This is a genomic window from Arthrobacter sp. CAL618 (assembly GCF_000468215.1).
Lineage (GTDB): Bacteria > Actinomycetota > Actinomycetes > Actinomycetales > Micrococcaceae > Arthrobacter_D.
This window is the reverse complement of record NZ_ASZW01000191.1, coordinates 1-12,685: the sequence shown is the minus strand read 5'-3', so window position 1 is coordinate 12,685 and position 12,685 is coordinate 1. Positions and strand designations below refer to the sequence as shown.

Annotated in this window: 11 protein-coding genes and 1 pseudogene; 7 read left to right on the top strand and 5 right to left on the bottom strand. The window is 63.7% G+C overall.

Annotation, left to right across the window (positions count from 1 at the left end):
- Positions 1-270: hypothetical protein (locus tag K728_RS21300; RefSeq protein ID WP_024476809.1), on the top strand; the 270-nt coding region annotated here is incomplete at its 5' end.
- A 145-nt stretch (positions 271-415) separates the two neighbouring features.
- Here K728_RS21300 and K728_RS0111580 read toward each other — a convergent pair.
- Positions 416-1,843: an IS1380 family transposase gene (locus tag K728_RS0111580; protein WP_024476808.1), complete on the bottom strand. Its 1,428-nt coding sequence runs from the start codon at positions 1,841-1,843 to the stop codon at positions 416-418.
- 126 nt (positions 1,844-1,969) lie between these two features.
- Between K728_RS0111580 and K728_RS0111575 the strand changes: the two genes are divergently transcribed.
- Entirely contained in the window at positions 1,970-2,254 is a 285-nt protein-coding gene (locus K728_RS0111575) for a hypothetical protein (protein ID WP_024476807.1), read from the top strand.
- 849 nt (positions 2,255-3,103) lie between these two features.
- Complete coding sequence (locus K728_RS20660) at positions 3,104-3,673, top strand: HNH endonuclease signature motif containing protein (protein WP_443110972.1); 570 nt, start codon at positions 3,104-3,106, stop codon at positions 3,671-3,673.
- A 216-nt stretch (positions 3,674-3,889) separates the two neighbouring features.
- Here the strand turns inward: K728_RS20660 and glpK are convergent, their stop codons facing one another.
- The 3 genes from glpK to K728_RS0111555 form a co-directional block, all read right to left on the bottom strand.
- The gene (gene glpK, locus K728_RS0111565) at positions 3,890-5,404 is read right to left on the bottom strand and encodes a glycerol kinase GlpK (RefSeq protein ID WP_024476806.1); all 1,515 of its coding nucleotides are present in this window, start codon (positions 5,402-5,404) and stop codon (positions 3,890-3,892) included.
- 108 nt (positions 5,405-5,512) lie between these two features.
- The gene (locus K728_RS0111560) at positions 5,513-6,259 is read right to left on the bottom strand and encodes an MIP/aquaporin family protein (RefSeq protein ID WP_024476805.1); all 747 of its coding nucleotides are present in this window, start codon (positions 6,257-6,259) and stop codon (positions 5,513-5,515) included.
- A 132-nt stretch (positions 6,260-6,391) separates the two neighbouring features.
- Positions 6,392-8,140, bottom strand: a complete 1,749-nt coding sequence (locus K728_RS0111555) for a glycerol-3-phosphate dehydrogenase/oxidase (RefSeq protein ID WP_024476804.1) — start codon at positions 8,138-8,140, stop codon at positions 6,392-6,394.
- Between the two features lie 225 nt (positions 8,141-8,365).
- Between K728_RS0111555 and K728_RS0111550 the strand changes: the two genes are divergently transcribed.
- The 4 genes from K728_RS0111550 to K728_RS0111535 are packed head-to-tail and all read left to right on the top strand — an operon-like array spanning position 8,366 to position 12,138.
- On the top strand, positions 8,366-9,283 hold the full coding sequence (locus K728_RS0111550) for a sugar-binding transcriptional regulator (protein WP_116777938.1): 918 nt from the start codon (positions 8,366-8,368) through the stop codon (positions 9,281-9,283).
- A 28-nt stretch (positions 9,284-9,311) separates the two neighbouring features.
- On the top strand, positions 9,312-10,148 hold the full coding sequence (locus K728_RS0111545; protein ID WP_024476803.1) for an aldo/keto reductase: 837 nt from the start codon (positions 9,312-9,314) through the stop codon (positions 10,146-10,148).
- Positions 10,149-10,150: 2 nt separating this feature from the next.
- Complete coding sequence (locus K728_RS0111540; protein WP_024476802.1) at positions 10,151-11,047, top strand: alpha/beta fold hydrolase; 897 nt, start codon at positions 10,151-10,153, stop codon at positions 11,045-11,047.
- The gene (locus tag K728_RS0111535; protein WP_024476801.1) at positions 11,044-12,138 is read left to right on the top strand and encodes a glycosyltransferase family 4 protein; all 1,095 of its coding nucleotides are present in this window, start codon (positions 11,044-11,046) and stop codon (positions 12,136-12,138) included. Before K728_RS0111540 ends, K728_RS0111535 begins: the two co-directional genes overlap by 4 nt.
- 110 nt (positions 12,139-12,248) lie before the next feature.
- On the opposite strand, the pseudogene K728_RS21295 reads toward K728_RS0111535, so the two are convergent.
- Positions 12,249-12,685, bottom strand: a pseudogene (locus tag K728_RS21295) (primosomal protein N'); the annotation flags it as partial.

Sequence of the window (12,685 nt, the reverse complement as noted above, 5' to 3'; positions counted from 1 at the left end):
GAGACCGGGTCCGCGACGCCGTCGCCGTCGCCTGAGGAGACTGAGGAGGCTGAGGAGGCTGAGGAGGCTGAGGAGCCCGAGACTAGCGACAGGGGAAACCTGGTCAAGGACGTCGGTGAGCCTGCAGGCATCTTCAATACCAATGACCGCAGCACGAACGTCATCGACTTCACCGTGACGTCGATCGCCCCAGCCAAGTGCACCGAAGAGTACGCTCAGCCGCCGATTAACGGTCACTACCTAGCCTCGATTTTTCATGGCTGTCGGTGATCGGTTGCTGTTTCGTGCCGGTGGGTTGGCTGGAGGGTGTGTCTGGTTCTGGGCAGCGTGGTGTTGCCCCGTTGGTTCGCTTGGGGTTGGCGCCGGTTCCACTTCCGGGGTGGGGCTTATTGTCGGGACAGGATGAGGTCCAGGCTTAGCCCGGTGGGCTTATGAGTTGTTTGAGACGCCCGGTGTTGTCCAGGAGTAGTTTCAGGAGGTCTTTCTCCGGGGCTGATTCCGGGAGCAGGAGCTGTTTGCGGCGGGCGCGGGTGATGATTTTCCCGGCGGTAGCGAAGAGCCGGTAGCGCCAGCGTTTGATGTCCCAGGATTTGGCGTGGTGGCCGTGTGGGAGGGCGGCGAGCTGGAGCCAGGAGACGAGATTGAAGGCCAGCGCAGCGATGTTGGCCCAGGCCTGGTTCGCGGCGAAGTCGAAGAACGGCAGTTTGCCCAGGCCGGTGTTTTTCAGGGTTTTGATCCGGTTCTCGCAGCGCCCGCGGGCACGGTGTCTGGCGTCCAGGAACGGTCCGTGCCAGCGGGGTGAGTTGGTCAGGAACGCGGTGATCCGGTGCCCGTCGGTGTCGAGCAGGGAGGGCTGGGCCCCGGGGTGGAGCGGCTCGGTGCGCAGGAACAGTTTCGTGTCTGGCGGGTAATCGGTGAGGGGGATGACGTCGGTGGCGTTGATGACCCACGCGTCGGTCCGGTCGTTTCCGGACTGGTCCAGGGCCGGCTGCCAGTACTCTTTGTCGCTGATCCACTCGATCATGTGCGCCTTGCCGAACGGCAGGGTGTAGCTGGTGGAGAACTGCACTCCGAGGCTGTGCAGATGCCAGAGGAATTTCCGTGAGGCCCCGGCACTGTCGGTGCGGACCAAAATCTTTTCGCCGGCCAGCGCCCCGGTCTCGTCGTAGAACTCCTCGGGGAGTTGGGCTGCGGCGGTGTGGAAGACCCGGATATGGTCCTCGGCGCTGTTAGCTCCGGCGCTCCCTGGCCGTAGCACCGCGGCGAGGATTTCCCCGGAACCGTTACCGGTACCGTAATCGACGCTGGCGATGAACGGGGCGAACCCATAGCCGCCCTTGTAGGTTCCGGCGACGTTTTCCTTATCCGAGTGTGAGGTCACTAGGGTCGCGTCGAGGTCGATGATCAGCGGGTCCGCAGCCGCCGCGACCAGGACCGGGTTTCGGTTCCCTGCAGCGTTCCAGGCCCGGGTGCGCAGTTCCCGGGTCAGGGTTTCAAACCCGTAGCTGAACAACTCGGGGTTCACCACGGTGCGTTCGAAGAACCGCGAGACGGTTGCGTTCGAGGGCAACTGGCCGAAGACTCCGGGTGAGGATCGCAGGATGTCCAGGTCCGAGGCGTGTTCACCTCCCGCGGCAAGCATCGCCGCGAGGGACCCCACCAGCCGGCCGGGCCGGTGCTTCGCGCTGGCGGGAACAAACTGTCCGAGTCTGTCCTCGCAGAGTCTGCCGAAACCCAGCGCGTCCATGAAGCCGGTCAGGACGCTGACTCCGGCGTGGGAAATCAGCGACTGGCCACTGAAAGTAACGGGTACCGACGGGAAAACAGGGGTAAAGTGGTGCATCGAAAAGGTGCTCCTTCACGACCGGGATAAATTGGCTTAGACACCACTATTTTCCCTCGTCAGAGCACCTTTTCGCTTCTTTCACACGCCCTTCAACAGCCATCCGATGAAACCACGGGGCTAGCAGTGCAACTCGATGTCGAAACCCAGCCAGAGTTGAAAGATGAACTCGGCGGCAGCTTCTACGCTGACGCTGGAGCCTGGAAGTTCATTCAAGCCGACGGAACCACGTTCAACGGCATGTTGTTTGGCAACTCCTACGGCTGCCTGCCAGAGACCGCCATTTTGCCGCAGTCAATCGGCCCCGGCGAGACAGCTTCCGGAACGGTTCTCCTCGATGTCCCCGCGCTGGAGGGAACGCTGGTGTTGTCCTATCTGGGCGAAGACGCCTGGGAATGGGTCATCCCCTAACCTCCAGGATGACTCGTCCCCACAAGCTCCCACACAAAACGGTGAGCAGCTTTTGGGGCCAGCTAACGCCGTCTAGCTCTGCCGTGATCCGGCCGAAAAAATTGGTTAAAACTTTTTTTCCGGAGCTCTTCCACGGACCTCATTTTGTCAGAGGCAGATGATGGAATGGAGGTATGAAAAGCAGTAAAGCTTCTTCTACCGGACCGGGATTCTCTCCCGAATTCGGCGCGGGTTTGGCCTCCAACGGCGGGTCTGCGGATACATCCGCGGGGACTTCGGGGGCCACTGCGACTGCGGGGACTGCGACCGGGTACGGTCCCGGCGGTCCTCTGAGTGTCGAAGCGATATGGACGGCTCCCGTGGCTGACACCGTCCCTGACTCAACGGACGTCCAGTCGCCGGACACCCAGTCGCCGGATGCCCAGCCGGAAGATACCCGGGCGTTGGCGGGCTGGCTGGGGTTAACTGCGGTCGGTGAGCTGGATGGGGCTCAGGCGTTGGATGCGTTGAAGGACGTCAACAGGGCGAGGTCCTGGCTCGATGCGCAGGAAGCGAAGATCGCCACTCGCCTCCTTGACCTGACCACCGAATCGATGGGCCCCGCTGGCCGCCTCGGGTATGCCCGGACACTGACGGAGTCAGAAGTTGGAGCCGCCCTGCATCTGCCGGAGCGGACTGCCGGGAGCCTGATCGAACACAGTGAACTCCTGACCCGGCATTATCGGGTGGTGGCGTGGCTTGAAGCGTATCTGCCTGNAAGCCGCAGGGATCTTCCATCGGGTCGACACCGCCGCCCGTAACCTCCAGGGACCGGATGAGCCCCGGACCCTCACCCAGTTGCGAGCTGACGTGTTTGCTGACGTCCTCACCAGCTCCGGGCCGAGCGCCGATCAAGCCGGTGGAGCCAGCTATCAGGGTGTCCAGGCGAAGGTGTTCGTCACTGTTCCAGTGATGACCCTCCTTGGCGGGGATGTACCGGGAGAACTTGAAGGTTATGGGCCCATCAACCCCGACCTGGCCCGCAAACTCGCGGGGCATGCGCCGTCGTTCACACGCATCCTCACCCACCCCTTTACCGGGGCACGCCTCGGGGCCGATGCCACCACCTATCGGGTGCCGAAGGACCTGCGAGACAGCATCAGAGTGCGGGACCGGACGTGTCGTCATCCAGGCTGCAACCGGTTGGCAGTGTTTTGCGAACTCGACCATACAAAACCCTGGGCCAACGGTGGAAAGACCAGCTACGGCAACCTCGCTGCCTTGTGCAAACGTCACCACCGGCTCAAATCCGAAGGCTATTGGCATTATCGACAACCCGAGCCGGGGACCATCATCGCCATCTCACCGGCAGGCGAAACCTACATCACCCGGCCGGACCCACCACCAGCATCACCCCTGGACGATCCACCACCGTTTTAACCGCGCCGCCCGTACTGAAAAAATGCCGTCGAGGCGTTAGCTCTGGAGACTCGGAACGCCGTCGGCCCGCCACAGCCAGCTACTCGGCGGAGGTTCTGATCGGCGGAAGTACTGGCCGGCTAAAGGTGAGGTACCGACCGGCCGATCACGCGGAAGGGGCGTTGACCATCCTTTCGGATAGCCACCGCCCCTTCCGGTCAACCCTGAAGGTTGGGCTTACTTCACGTCCTCGTCAACCCAGTCGAACGTCCGGGTGACAGCCTTCTTCCAGAGCCGCAACTGGCGGTCGCGCTCCCCCGCATCCATGGATGGCGTCCAGCGCTTGTCCTCGGCCCAGTTGGTAGCCAACTCGTCGGTGTCCTTCCAGAAACCCACCGCCAGACCTGCCGCATAGGCTGCGCCCAACGCGGTGGTCTCAGTGACCTTCGGCCGGATCACCGGGATACCGAGGATGTCGGACTGGAACTGCATCAGCGCGTCGTTGGCGACCATACCGCCGTCGACCCGCAGGTCCTCCATGTCCACTCCCGAATCGGCGTTCGCCGCATCCAGCACCTCGCGGGTCTGGAACGCGGTGGCTTCGAGGGCGGCCCGCGCGATGTGCCCCTTGTTCACGAAGCGGGTCAGGCCCACAATGACGCCGCGGGCTTCGCCGCGCCAGTACGGTGCAAACAGGCCGGAGAACGCTGGCACGATGTACACCCCACCGTTGTCCTCGACCGATTCAGCCAACTGCTCCACCTCGGGAGCCGACTTGATGATGCCGAGGTTGTCCCGCAGCCACTGGATCAACGACCCGGTCACAGCGATCGAGCCTTCCAGCGCGTAGACTGCCTTGGCGTCGCCGAGCTTGTAGCAGACTGTAGTCAACAGACCATTCTTCGAGTGAACAATCTCCTCGCCGGTGTTGACGATCATGAAGTTGCCGGTGCCGTAGGTGTTCTTGGCGCCGCCCTTCTCGAACGCCGCCTGACCGAACGTCGCCGCCTGCTGGTCGCCCAGGATGCCGGCAACCGGCACCTCGCGCAGCAGCTGGGAGGTGTGGACGGTCCCATAGACCTCGGAGGAGGACTTGATCTCCGGCATCATGGAGCGCGGCACACCAAAAGCCTCAAGGATTCCGTCGTCCCAGGACAGGGTCTCCAGATCCATGAACATGGTCCGCGAGGCGTTGGTGACATCGGTGATGTGCACGCCGCCGTCGGTGCCGCCGGTGAGGTTCCAGGTGACCCACGAGTCGGTGTTTCCGAAGATCAGGTCGCCGGCCTCAGCCTTGGCCCGTGCCCCGTCCACATTGTCCAGGATCCACTTGATCTTGGTGCCCGAGAAGTAGGTGGCCAGCGGCAGCCCGACCTTCTGCTTGAACCGCTCCACTCCCCCGTCAGCCGCTAGCTCGTCGACGATCGACTGGGTCCGGGTGTCCTGCCAGACAATCGCGTTGTAGACCGGCTGGCCGGTCGTCTTGTCCCAGACCACAGCAGTTTCACGCTGATTGGTGATGCCGACGGCGGCAATATCGTGGCGGGTCAGGTTGGCCTTCGACAAGGCGTTACCGATGACCTCCCTGGTGTTGTTCCAGATCTCCATGGGATCATGCTCGACCCAGCCTGCCTTGGGGAAAATCTGCTCGTGTTCCTTCTGGCCGGAGGACACAATGTCCCCGCTGTGATCAAAGACGATCGCCCGGCTGGAAGTAGTGCCCTGATCAATCGCAATTACATACTTCGACATGTAGTGCTCCTCTTTGAGTGTTCCGTCGGTGAATGATGCCGGCACGGACGGTCGTAGGACCGCCCGGCCGGTTGAGTGCTAGCAAGTGATTGCGCTAGCGGGGAATTGCTACCCGGTAACCGCGGGGAAGGTGACCAACATGGCAACCAGCCCGCCCAAAACGCCACCGATCAATGGACCGACCACTGGTACCCACGAGTAGCCCCAGTCGCTGCCGCCCTTGCCCTTGATGGGAAGCAATGCGTGGACGATCCTGGGGCCGAGGTCACGGGCTGGGTTGATGGCGTAGCCGGTTGGCCCACCGAGTGACGCACCGATACCGACAACCAGGAGTGCAACCGCGAGTGGGCCGAGGCCCGAGGGTGTGCCGGCGAACGAGATAACCACAAACACCAGCACGAAGGTACCGATGACTTCAGTAATCACATTCCAGGCATTCGACCGGATGGCCGGTCCGGTCGAGAACACGCCCAGCTTGTTGGCTGGGTCGGGCTCAGCGTCGAAGTGCTGTTTGTAAGCCAACCAGCAGAAGAAGGCGCCAAGCATGGCTCCAATGATCTGCGCAGCGAAATACAGCAGCACGTTCATGAAGGTTTTGTCGATATCGGGGCCGAGCGCTTCAATATCTGAATTGACGAGCAGGCCGACCGTAACGGCGGGGTTAAGGTGCGCGCCGGATAGGGCCGCCACATAGACGCCAGCAAAGACGCCGAGACCCCAGCCGAAGTTCACCATCAAAAATCCGCCATTGTTGCCCTTGGTACCGGCCAGAGCGACGTTGGCAACGACACCTGTACCCAGCAGCAACAGCAGCATGGTGCCGAACATTTCGGCAACGAATGCTTCCAGAGACATCTTTGACTCCTCTAATTATTCTTTTTTATCGAACCCAGCCCGCGGCTGTGGCTCTCTTGCTCCCCCCGGCAACAGCTGCCGTTGGTCCTGCATCCGCTCCGGGAGCGGCAATGGTTGCGCGGCAGATCCCGGCTACGCGACCAAATCTTCAACGTGAACGTTGTGCCATTCCCGCAGCACCCGTTCAGCCAGCTCAATCTCAGCCTGCACCAACTCGCCGCTCCAGCCCAGCAGCGGCGCGAGCGTGTCCGCTAGCTCGTGCAACAGTTCGGTACTGACCAGTCCCCTGAAGGCGATCGAGGTCCGGCGGATCAACACGTCGGCCACATGGCCTACCTGTTCCTGTTCGACCATGTACGCCAACTCGCGGTGGCTGAGCTCGCTGGTGGAGGTAAAGGTTTGATCCTGTCCCGCCCGCAGGTACTCGATGACGTCGACGGCACGGGTCCCGTATCGGGTCAGCAGACCCTCGACCCGCTCTGCCGACAGCCCCGGTTCGATATGGGCGCTCACCCAGGCCTTCTCCGCGGAGGGAGTTCTCGGGAACCCCTTCCCGCCGCCGATGGCGAGACCCGCCGTCGTCGTCGTCCGGCGCTTGCCGAGGATTTCCAGGACGTCGTTGGTCATGTGCTCTGACAGCGCGCGGAAAGTGGTCCACTTGCCGCCGACCAGGCTGAGCGTGGTCACCGTCCGGGCGCCGGAGCGATCCTGGCGCTTCTCAATCCGGTAGTCCCGGGAGACGAAGCCCGGCTGCGTGTCGTCGTGCCGTGGCAGTGGTCGGACACCGGAGAAGCTGTAGACCACATGGCCGTGCTCGACGACGATGGTCGGGAAGACGTGTCCGATCAGTTCAATGAAGTAATCCACCTCTTCGGGGGTGCACACGGCCGGGGTGTCCACATCGGTATCGATGTCGGTGGTGCCCACCAGAACGCGGTCGCCGATCGGGTAGACCAGCACAATCCGGCCGTCGGTGTGCTCGAAGAAGATTTCACGCCCTGCGCAGGCCGCCAGCAGTTCGGGGTGGTCGAGGACAATATGGGAGCCCTTGGTGCCGCCCATGAACTTGCTGCGTTCGCCCAGCGAATCGTTGGTCCCGTCCACCCAGGCGCCGGTCGCGTTCACGACGACGTCGGCGGCGAAGGCGAATTCCTCGCCAGTGAGCTCGTCGCGGAGCAGCACCGAATCGCCGTCACGGCCGATGGCGCTGACGTAGTTGGTGGCCCGCGCCTCGGCATTGGCGGCAAGGCCGTCGCGGAGCACATCGAGGGTCATCCGCTCGGGGTTGTGCACCGATGCATCGAAGTAGGTGGCCGTGTAGCGCACATCAGGCCGCAGGTCCGGCAGCTGGGCGAGCGACGCCTTGCGACCGGCGAAGCGGTGACGCGGTACGGCGCCGCCATCCCTGGAGAACCAGTCATACATGGTCAGGCCCGCCTTGATCAGGAAGGCACCCCGCTCGCGGGGCTGGCCGTGCTGACGGTGGGTCAGGAACCGCAGCGGAGCCGCGAGAATCCCGGAGAAGGTACTGAAAATGGGGATAGTGGTCTGAAGGGGCTTGACGTAGTGCGGCGCTGTCTTCAGCAGGGCGTTGCGCTCGACCACTGACTCGCGGACCAACCGAAACTCGCCGTTCTCGAGGTACCGGATACCGCCGTGGATCATGTGCGAGGAAGCACCGGAGGCGCCCTGGCAGTAGTCACCGCGTTCCACCAGTGTCACGTCGACACCCTGCAGCGCCAGGTCCCTGAAGGTTCCTACGCCGTTAATGCCGCCACCAATAATCAGCACCGACGCGCGCGGCGTTTCCTTCAACCGTTGCACCCCCGGCCGTTCAGCGGGCGTGCTTGTGGCACCATTCGCACTGGCGGACTCAGCCAAAACATTCTCCTCAACAGTTTGCAAGCTGCATCGGATCCGCAGCCGTCCCACCTATTCTTGAAATGCTGGGAATAATAGTCAATGGTGTTGCACATACGTGCAGAAGTGACGGAGGATTTGGCTATGAACGTTCGACCAAAGGCTGAAAGATCGGACCCCGCTGCACAATCTTCCGCTGAGGACTTCAAGCGGTCCCGGAGCGGTGACGCCCTGCGGGCCGCGCAGATGTACTACCTGCAGGACCTCACGATGAACGCCATCGCGCGGGAATTGCGGACCTCACGATCTACCGTGTCACGGCTCCTGTCGATGGCCCGGGACACCGGGCTCGTGCAGATCCAGGTCAACAATCCGTTGCAGCGGGCACCGTCGCTGGAACAGCAGATCCGGCGACAGTTCGGGGTGGAAGCCCATGTGGTGCCGGTGACTGATATCGTGAGCGACTCCGATGTCCTCGACCGGGTAGCCATCCAGGCGGCCCGGACCATCGGTCCGCTGGTCGATTCGAACGCCATTATCGGCGTCGCCTGGGGTTCGACTCTCAGCGCTGTCAGCCATCATCTGACCCGCAAGGTCACCCACGACAGCACCATTGTGCAGTTGAACGGCGCCGGCAACACGCAGACCACCGGCATCACCTACGCCAGCGAAATCCTCCGCCGGTTCGGGCAGGCCTATGGCGCCCGGGTGGAGCAGTTCCCCGTGCCGGCCTTCTTCGACCACGCCGAAACCAAAACCGCAATGTGGGCCGAACGGAGCGTGATGAGAATCCTGGACCTCCAGAGACGCATGACGATGGCCATATTCGGCGTCGGGTCCATCGACGCCAATATCCCCAGTCATGTCTACTCGGGCGGCTACCTCGACGACGACGACCTCCGGGCGTTGGACGAGCACCAGGTGGTTGGCGATGTCGCAACCATGTTTTTCCGCGCCGACGGCACCCACAGCGACCTGCTCCTCAACCAACGCAGCACCGGACCCGAACTGGATCTGCTCCGGCAGGTGCGCCGGCGGATCTGCGTCGTGTCGGGCGAGACAAAGATCAACGGGTTGCGCGGCGCGCTGGCGGCCGGGCTCGCCACCGACCTCATCCTCGATGAAGGATCGGCGCGGCGGCTGGTGCACGGCGGGTCCCGCTGACCCAATCGCCCTTCGGTATTGTCAAGGTATGCACAAGGCACCGAAAATCGCGCTCAATAACGGGGTACAAATCGACCAGGTCGGGTACGGCGTCTACAAGGTGCCGCCCGAGACGACCCACGACCTCTGCGCCCAGGCCCTCGAAATTGGGTATCGCACCATCGATACCGCCGCCATGTACGGCAATGAGGCGGGGGTCGGCGGTGCCATCAACGACGCCGTCGGTGCTGGGTGGCTGGAGCGCAACGACGTCTTTGTCACCACCAAGCTGTGGAACGACGACCATGGCTACGACTCGACCCTCCGCGCCTTCGACGCCTCCCAGCAAGCGCTTGGTCTGGACTCCATTGACCTGTACCTGATTCATTGGCCCTGCCCGGCCCGGGATCAATACGTCGATACCTTTCGCGCCCTGGAGCAGCTGTACCACGATGGCCGGGTGCGGGCGGTGGGTGTCTCCAATTTCCAGCTTCCCCATTTGGAGCGTCTGCTCGGCGAAACGTCGGTGGTCCCGGTCGTCAACCAGATTGAACTGCACCCCTACCTCCCGCAGGAGGAACTGCGGCAGTTCCATGACGCCCACGGCATCCGCACCCAGGCGTGGAGTCCGCTGGGCCGCGGTGCGATCCTGGCCGACCCGGTGATCGGGGCGATTGCCGCGGAGCTGGACCGGACCCCGGCGCAGGTTGTCCTCCGCTGGCATGTGCAGTCCGGCCACCTGGTCATCCCCAAGGCCAGCAGCCCCGACCGGATCGCCAGCAACCTCGATGTCTTCGGCTTCGACCTGAGCCCTGCACAGCTCGCGGCCATTGAGGGTCTTGAGCGGAACACCCGCTTTGGTTCGCACCCAGACCAGGTGAACTAGCATTGGTTCCCGCCACCATCACCGTGACGCGCCAGGCCACTGAGACAACCCATTCCTACCTAGGCGCAACGCAGCGGTACTGGGATTTCGCCCCGACGCCCGGCGCTCCCGCGAACGTGCCCACCCTCTTCATGGTGCACGGGTTCAGGGGCGATCACCACGGCCTGCTCCGCATCGTCGAAGCGCTGCCGTCTCACCGGATTGTGGTGCCCGACCTCCCCGGTTTCGGCCAGTCCGAGGCGCTCGACGGCGTGCACGACGTCGACGCCTACGCCGATTTCGTCGACTTCAGCTTCACCGCATTGGCGTTGGGACCCGCCACGGTGCTGCTCGGCCATTCATTCGGATCCATCGTCGCGGCGCGGTGGGCGGCCGCCCATCCGTCGGCGATCGCGGCCCTGGTGCTGATCAATCCGATCTGCGAACCCGCGCTGGAAGGTGCCAACCGGCTCGCTTCCAAACTGGCGGCCGTGTACTACCGGGTGGGGGCGGCCTTGCCCGAGAAGCTGGGCCTCGCGCTGCTCGGTAATCCGGGGATTGTCCTCGGCATGAGTTCGATGATGGCGAAGACGAAGGACCGGGCGCTGCGCAGGTACATCCACGGACAACATCTGAGCTACTTCAGCACCTACGCCAGCCGCCGGGTGCTGCTGGAGGCGTTTCAGGCCTCCATTACCGGGACGGTCAGGGATGTGGCAACGCGACTGGCCATGCCGGTCCTCCTGATTGCCGCAGAAAAGGATGACCTGGGTTCGGTGGCCGGTCAACGTGACCTCGCTGGCCTGATCGCTGATGCCCGGCTTGAGATCATTCCCGAGGTGGGTCATCTGGTGCATTACGAGACCCCGGACGAAGCGGCTCGGCTGATCGAGAACTTCCTGGCGGGACGACCCGAATGAGGATCCTGTTCGACGCCCGGTTTACCCGGCTGGACCATCACGACGGCATCAGCCGCTACGGGGCCAGCCTGATTGCGGCGGTTGCGGAACGGGCAGACGTGGCGATGCTCATTTCCGACCACCGGCAGCTCGGCCTCCTGCCCGACGTACCCCACGTGCTGATCACCTCTCCCCTGTCCCCCCGGGAACTATTCGTGGCGAGCCAGATCAACGGCCTGCGCCCCGACGTCGTCGTCTGCCCCATGCAGACCATGGGCAGCTGGGGCCGGAAGTACCCGCTCGTGCTCACCCTGCATGATCTGATCTACTACCAGAACCCCCAACCGCCCGGTTCCCTGCCCTTGCCGGTCCGGACCCTCTGGCGGCTGTACCACCTCGCCTACTGGCCGCAGCGGGTGTTGCTGAACCGGGCCGACGTCGTCGCCACCATCTCCGAAACCACCCGGGGGCAAATAAGTGAGCACCGGCTGACCCGCCGTCCGGTCCGGATCGTCGGCAACGCACCCCAGCCGGACACCGTGGTGCGCCCCGAGGGAGTTGAACCCGGGCGGGACCTGCTCTACATGGGCTCCTTCATGCCGTACAAGAATGTCGAAACGATCCTGGCCGGAATGCGAGGAATCGATGGGTACACGCTGCATCTGCTGAGCCGTATCACCGATGCCCGGCGGAGGGAACTGGAACTGCTGATCCCGCCCGGCCAACAGGTGATCTTCCACAATGGGGTCAGTGACGAGCGGTACCAGGAGCTGCTGCGTTCGGGGGCGGCGCTCGTGACGCTGTCCCGGGCCGAGGGATACGGGCTGCCGGTCATTGAGGCCATGGCCGCCGGCACCCCGGTGATCGCCGCGGACACCGCGATCTTCAGGGAGGTGGGCGGGGCTGCGGCCCTCTACGTAGACCCCGACGATCCGACACAGTTCACGGCGGCAGTCAAGACCCTGGCCGAACCTGACCAGTGGCATGCCGCCTCCCGGGCCGGCAGGATGCAGGCCGGAACGTATTCCTGGGACCGGTCGGCCGAGCAATTGCTTGAGGCTGCCGCTATTGCAACGGTCGAGCATGCCGGCAAGCCGCGCTGGCGCCGGTAGTCAGCACGCAGGTGGGCGCCGGTAGATAGCCACCGGCAGGCGGGCGCCGGTAGGTGGGCACACGGATGAGCACACGAATGGGCACCGGGAGATGGGGGTCTTCCAATGCGCTAGATCAGATCGGCAGCGTCGCAGCGGACATGGACCGGCTCTGACGTTCCCCTGGCTGACAGGGCTGCCTTGCGGGCTTTCAGCCAGGCGGTCGCTGCGGGTGCGCTGCGGTAGCTGAAAAACAGCAGGAGCCGGTGCTGGTCCGCGCTGGAGGTCTGGGTGTCGGATTTGTCGGCTCGTGGGCCTGGTCCCGAAGGACGCCCTCCCGCGGTGCGACCGGGCTGCCCGCCGACAGGCATCGGGCCAACAGTGCGAAGGAAGAGCCGGGAATCGAGGTCTGCGGTGAAGACTGCCAGCGCTTCCCGCGATCCCGTCAGCGCCGCGAACCGGACAGCCGGTGGCAGTCCGAGTTCGCTGCGGGTGGCAAGTTCACGGCCAGCGGCGCCCTGCGGATCCCAGCGCACCAGATGACCCACCGCCGTCGAATCGTCGGCGG

Excerpts from the sequence above, each read along its gene's own strand:
- K728_RS0111580 (WP_024476808.1), bottom strand. The coding sequence starts at position 1,843 with ATGCACCACTTTACCCCTGTTTTCCCGTCGGTACCCGTTACTTTCAGT.
- glpK (WP_024476806.1), bottom strand. The coding sequence starts at position 5,404 with ATGTCGAAGTATGTAATTGCGATTGATCAGGGCACTACTTCCAGCCGG.
- K728_RS0111560 (WP_024476805.1), bottom strand. The coding sequence starts at position 6,259 with ATGTCTCTGGAAGCATTCGTTGCCGAAATGTTCGGCACCATGCTGCTG.
- K728_RS0111550 (WP_116777938.1), top strand. The coding sequence starts at position 8,366 with ATGTACTACCTGCAGGACCTCACGATGAACGCCATCGCGCGGGAATTG.
- K728_RS0111545 (WP_024476803.1), top strand. The coding sequence starts at position 9,312 with ATGCACAAGGCACCGAAAATCGCGCTCAATAACGGGGTACAAATCGAC.
- K728_RS0111535 (WP_024476801.1), top strand. The coding sequence starts at position 11,044 with ATGAGGATCCTGTTCGACGCCCGGTTTACCCGGCTGGACCATCACGAC.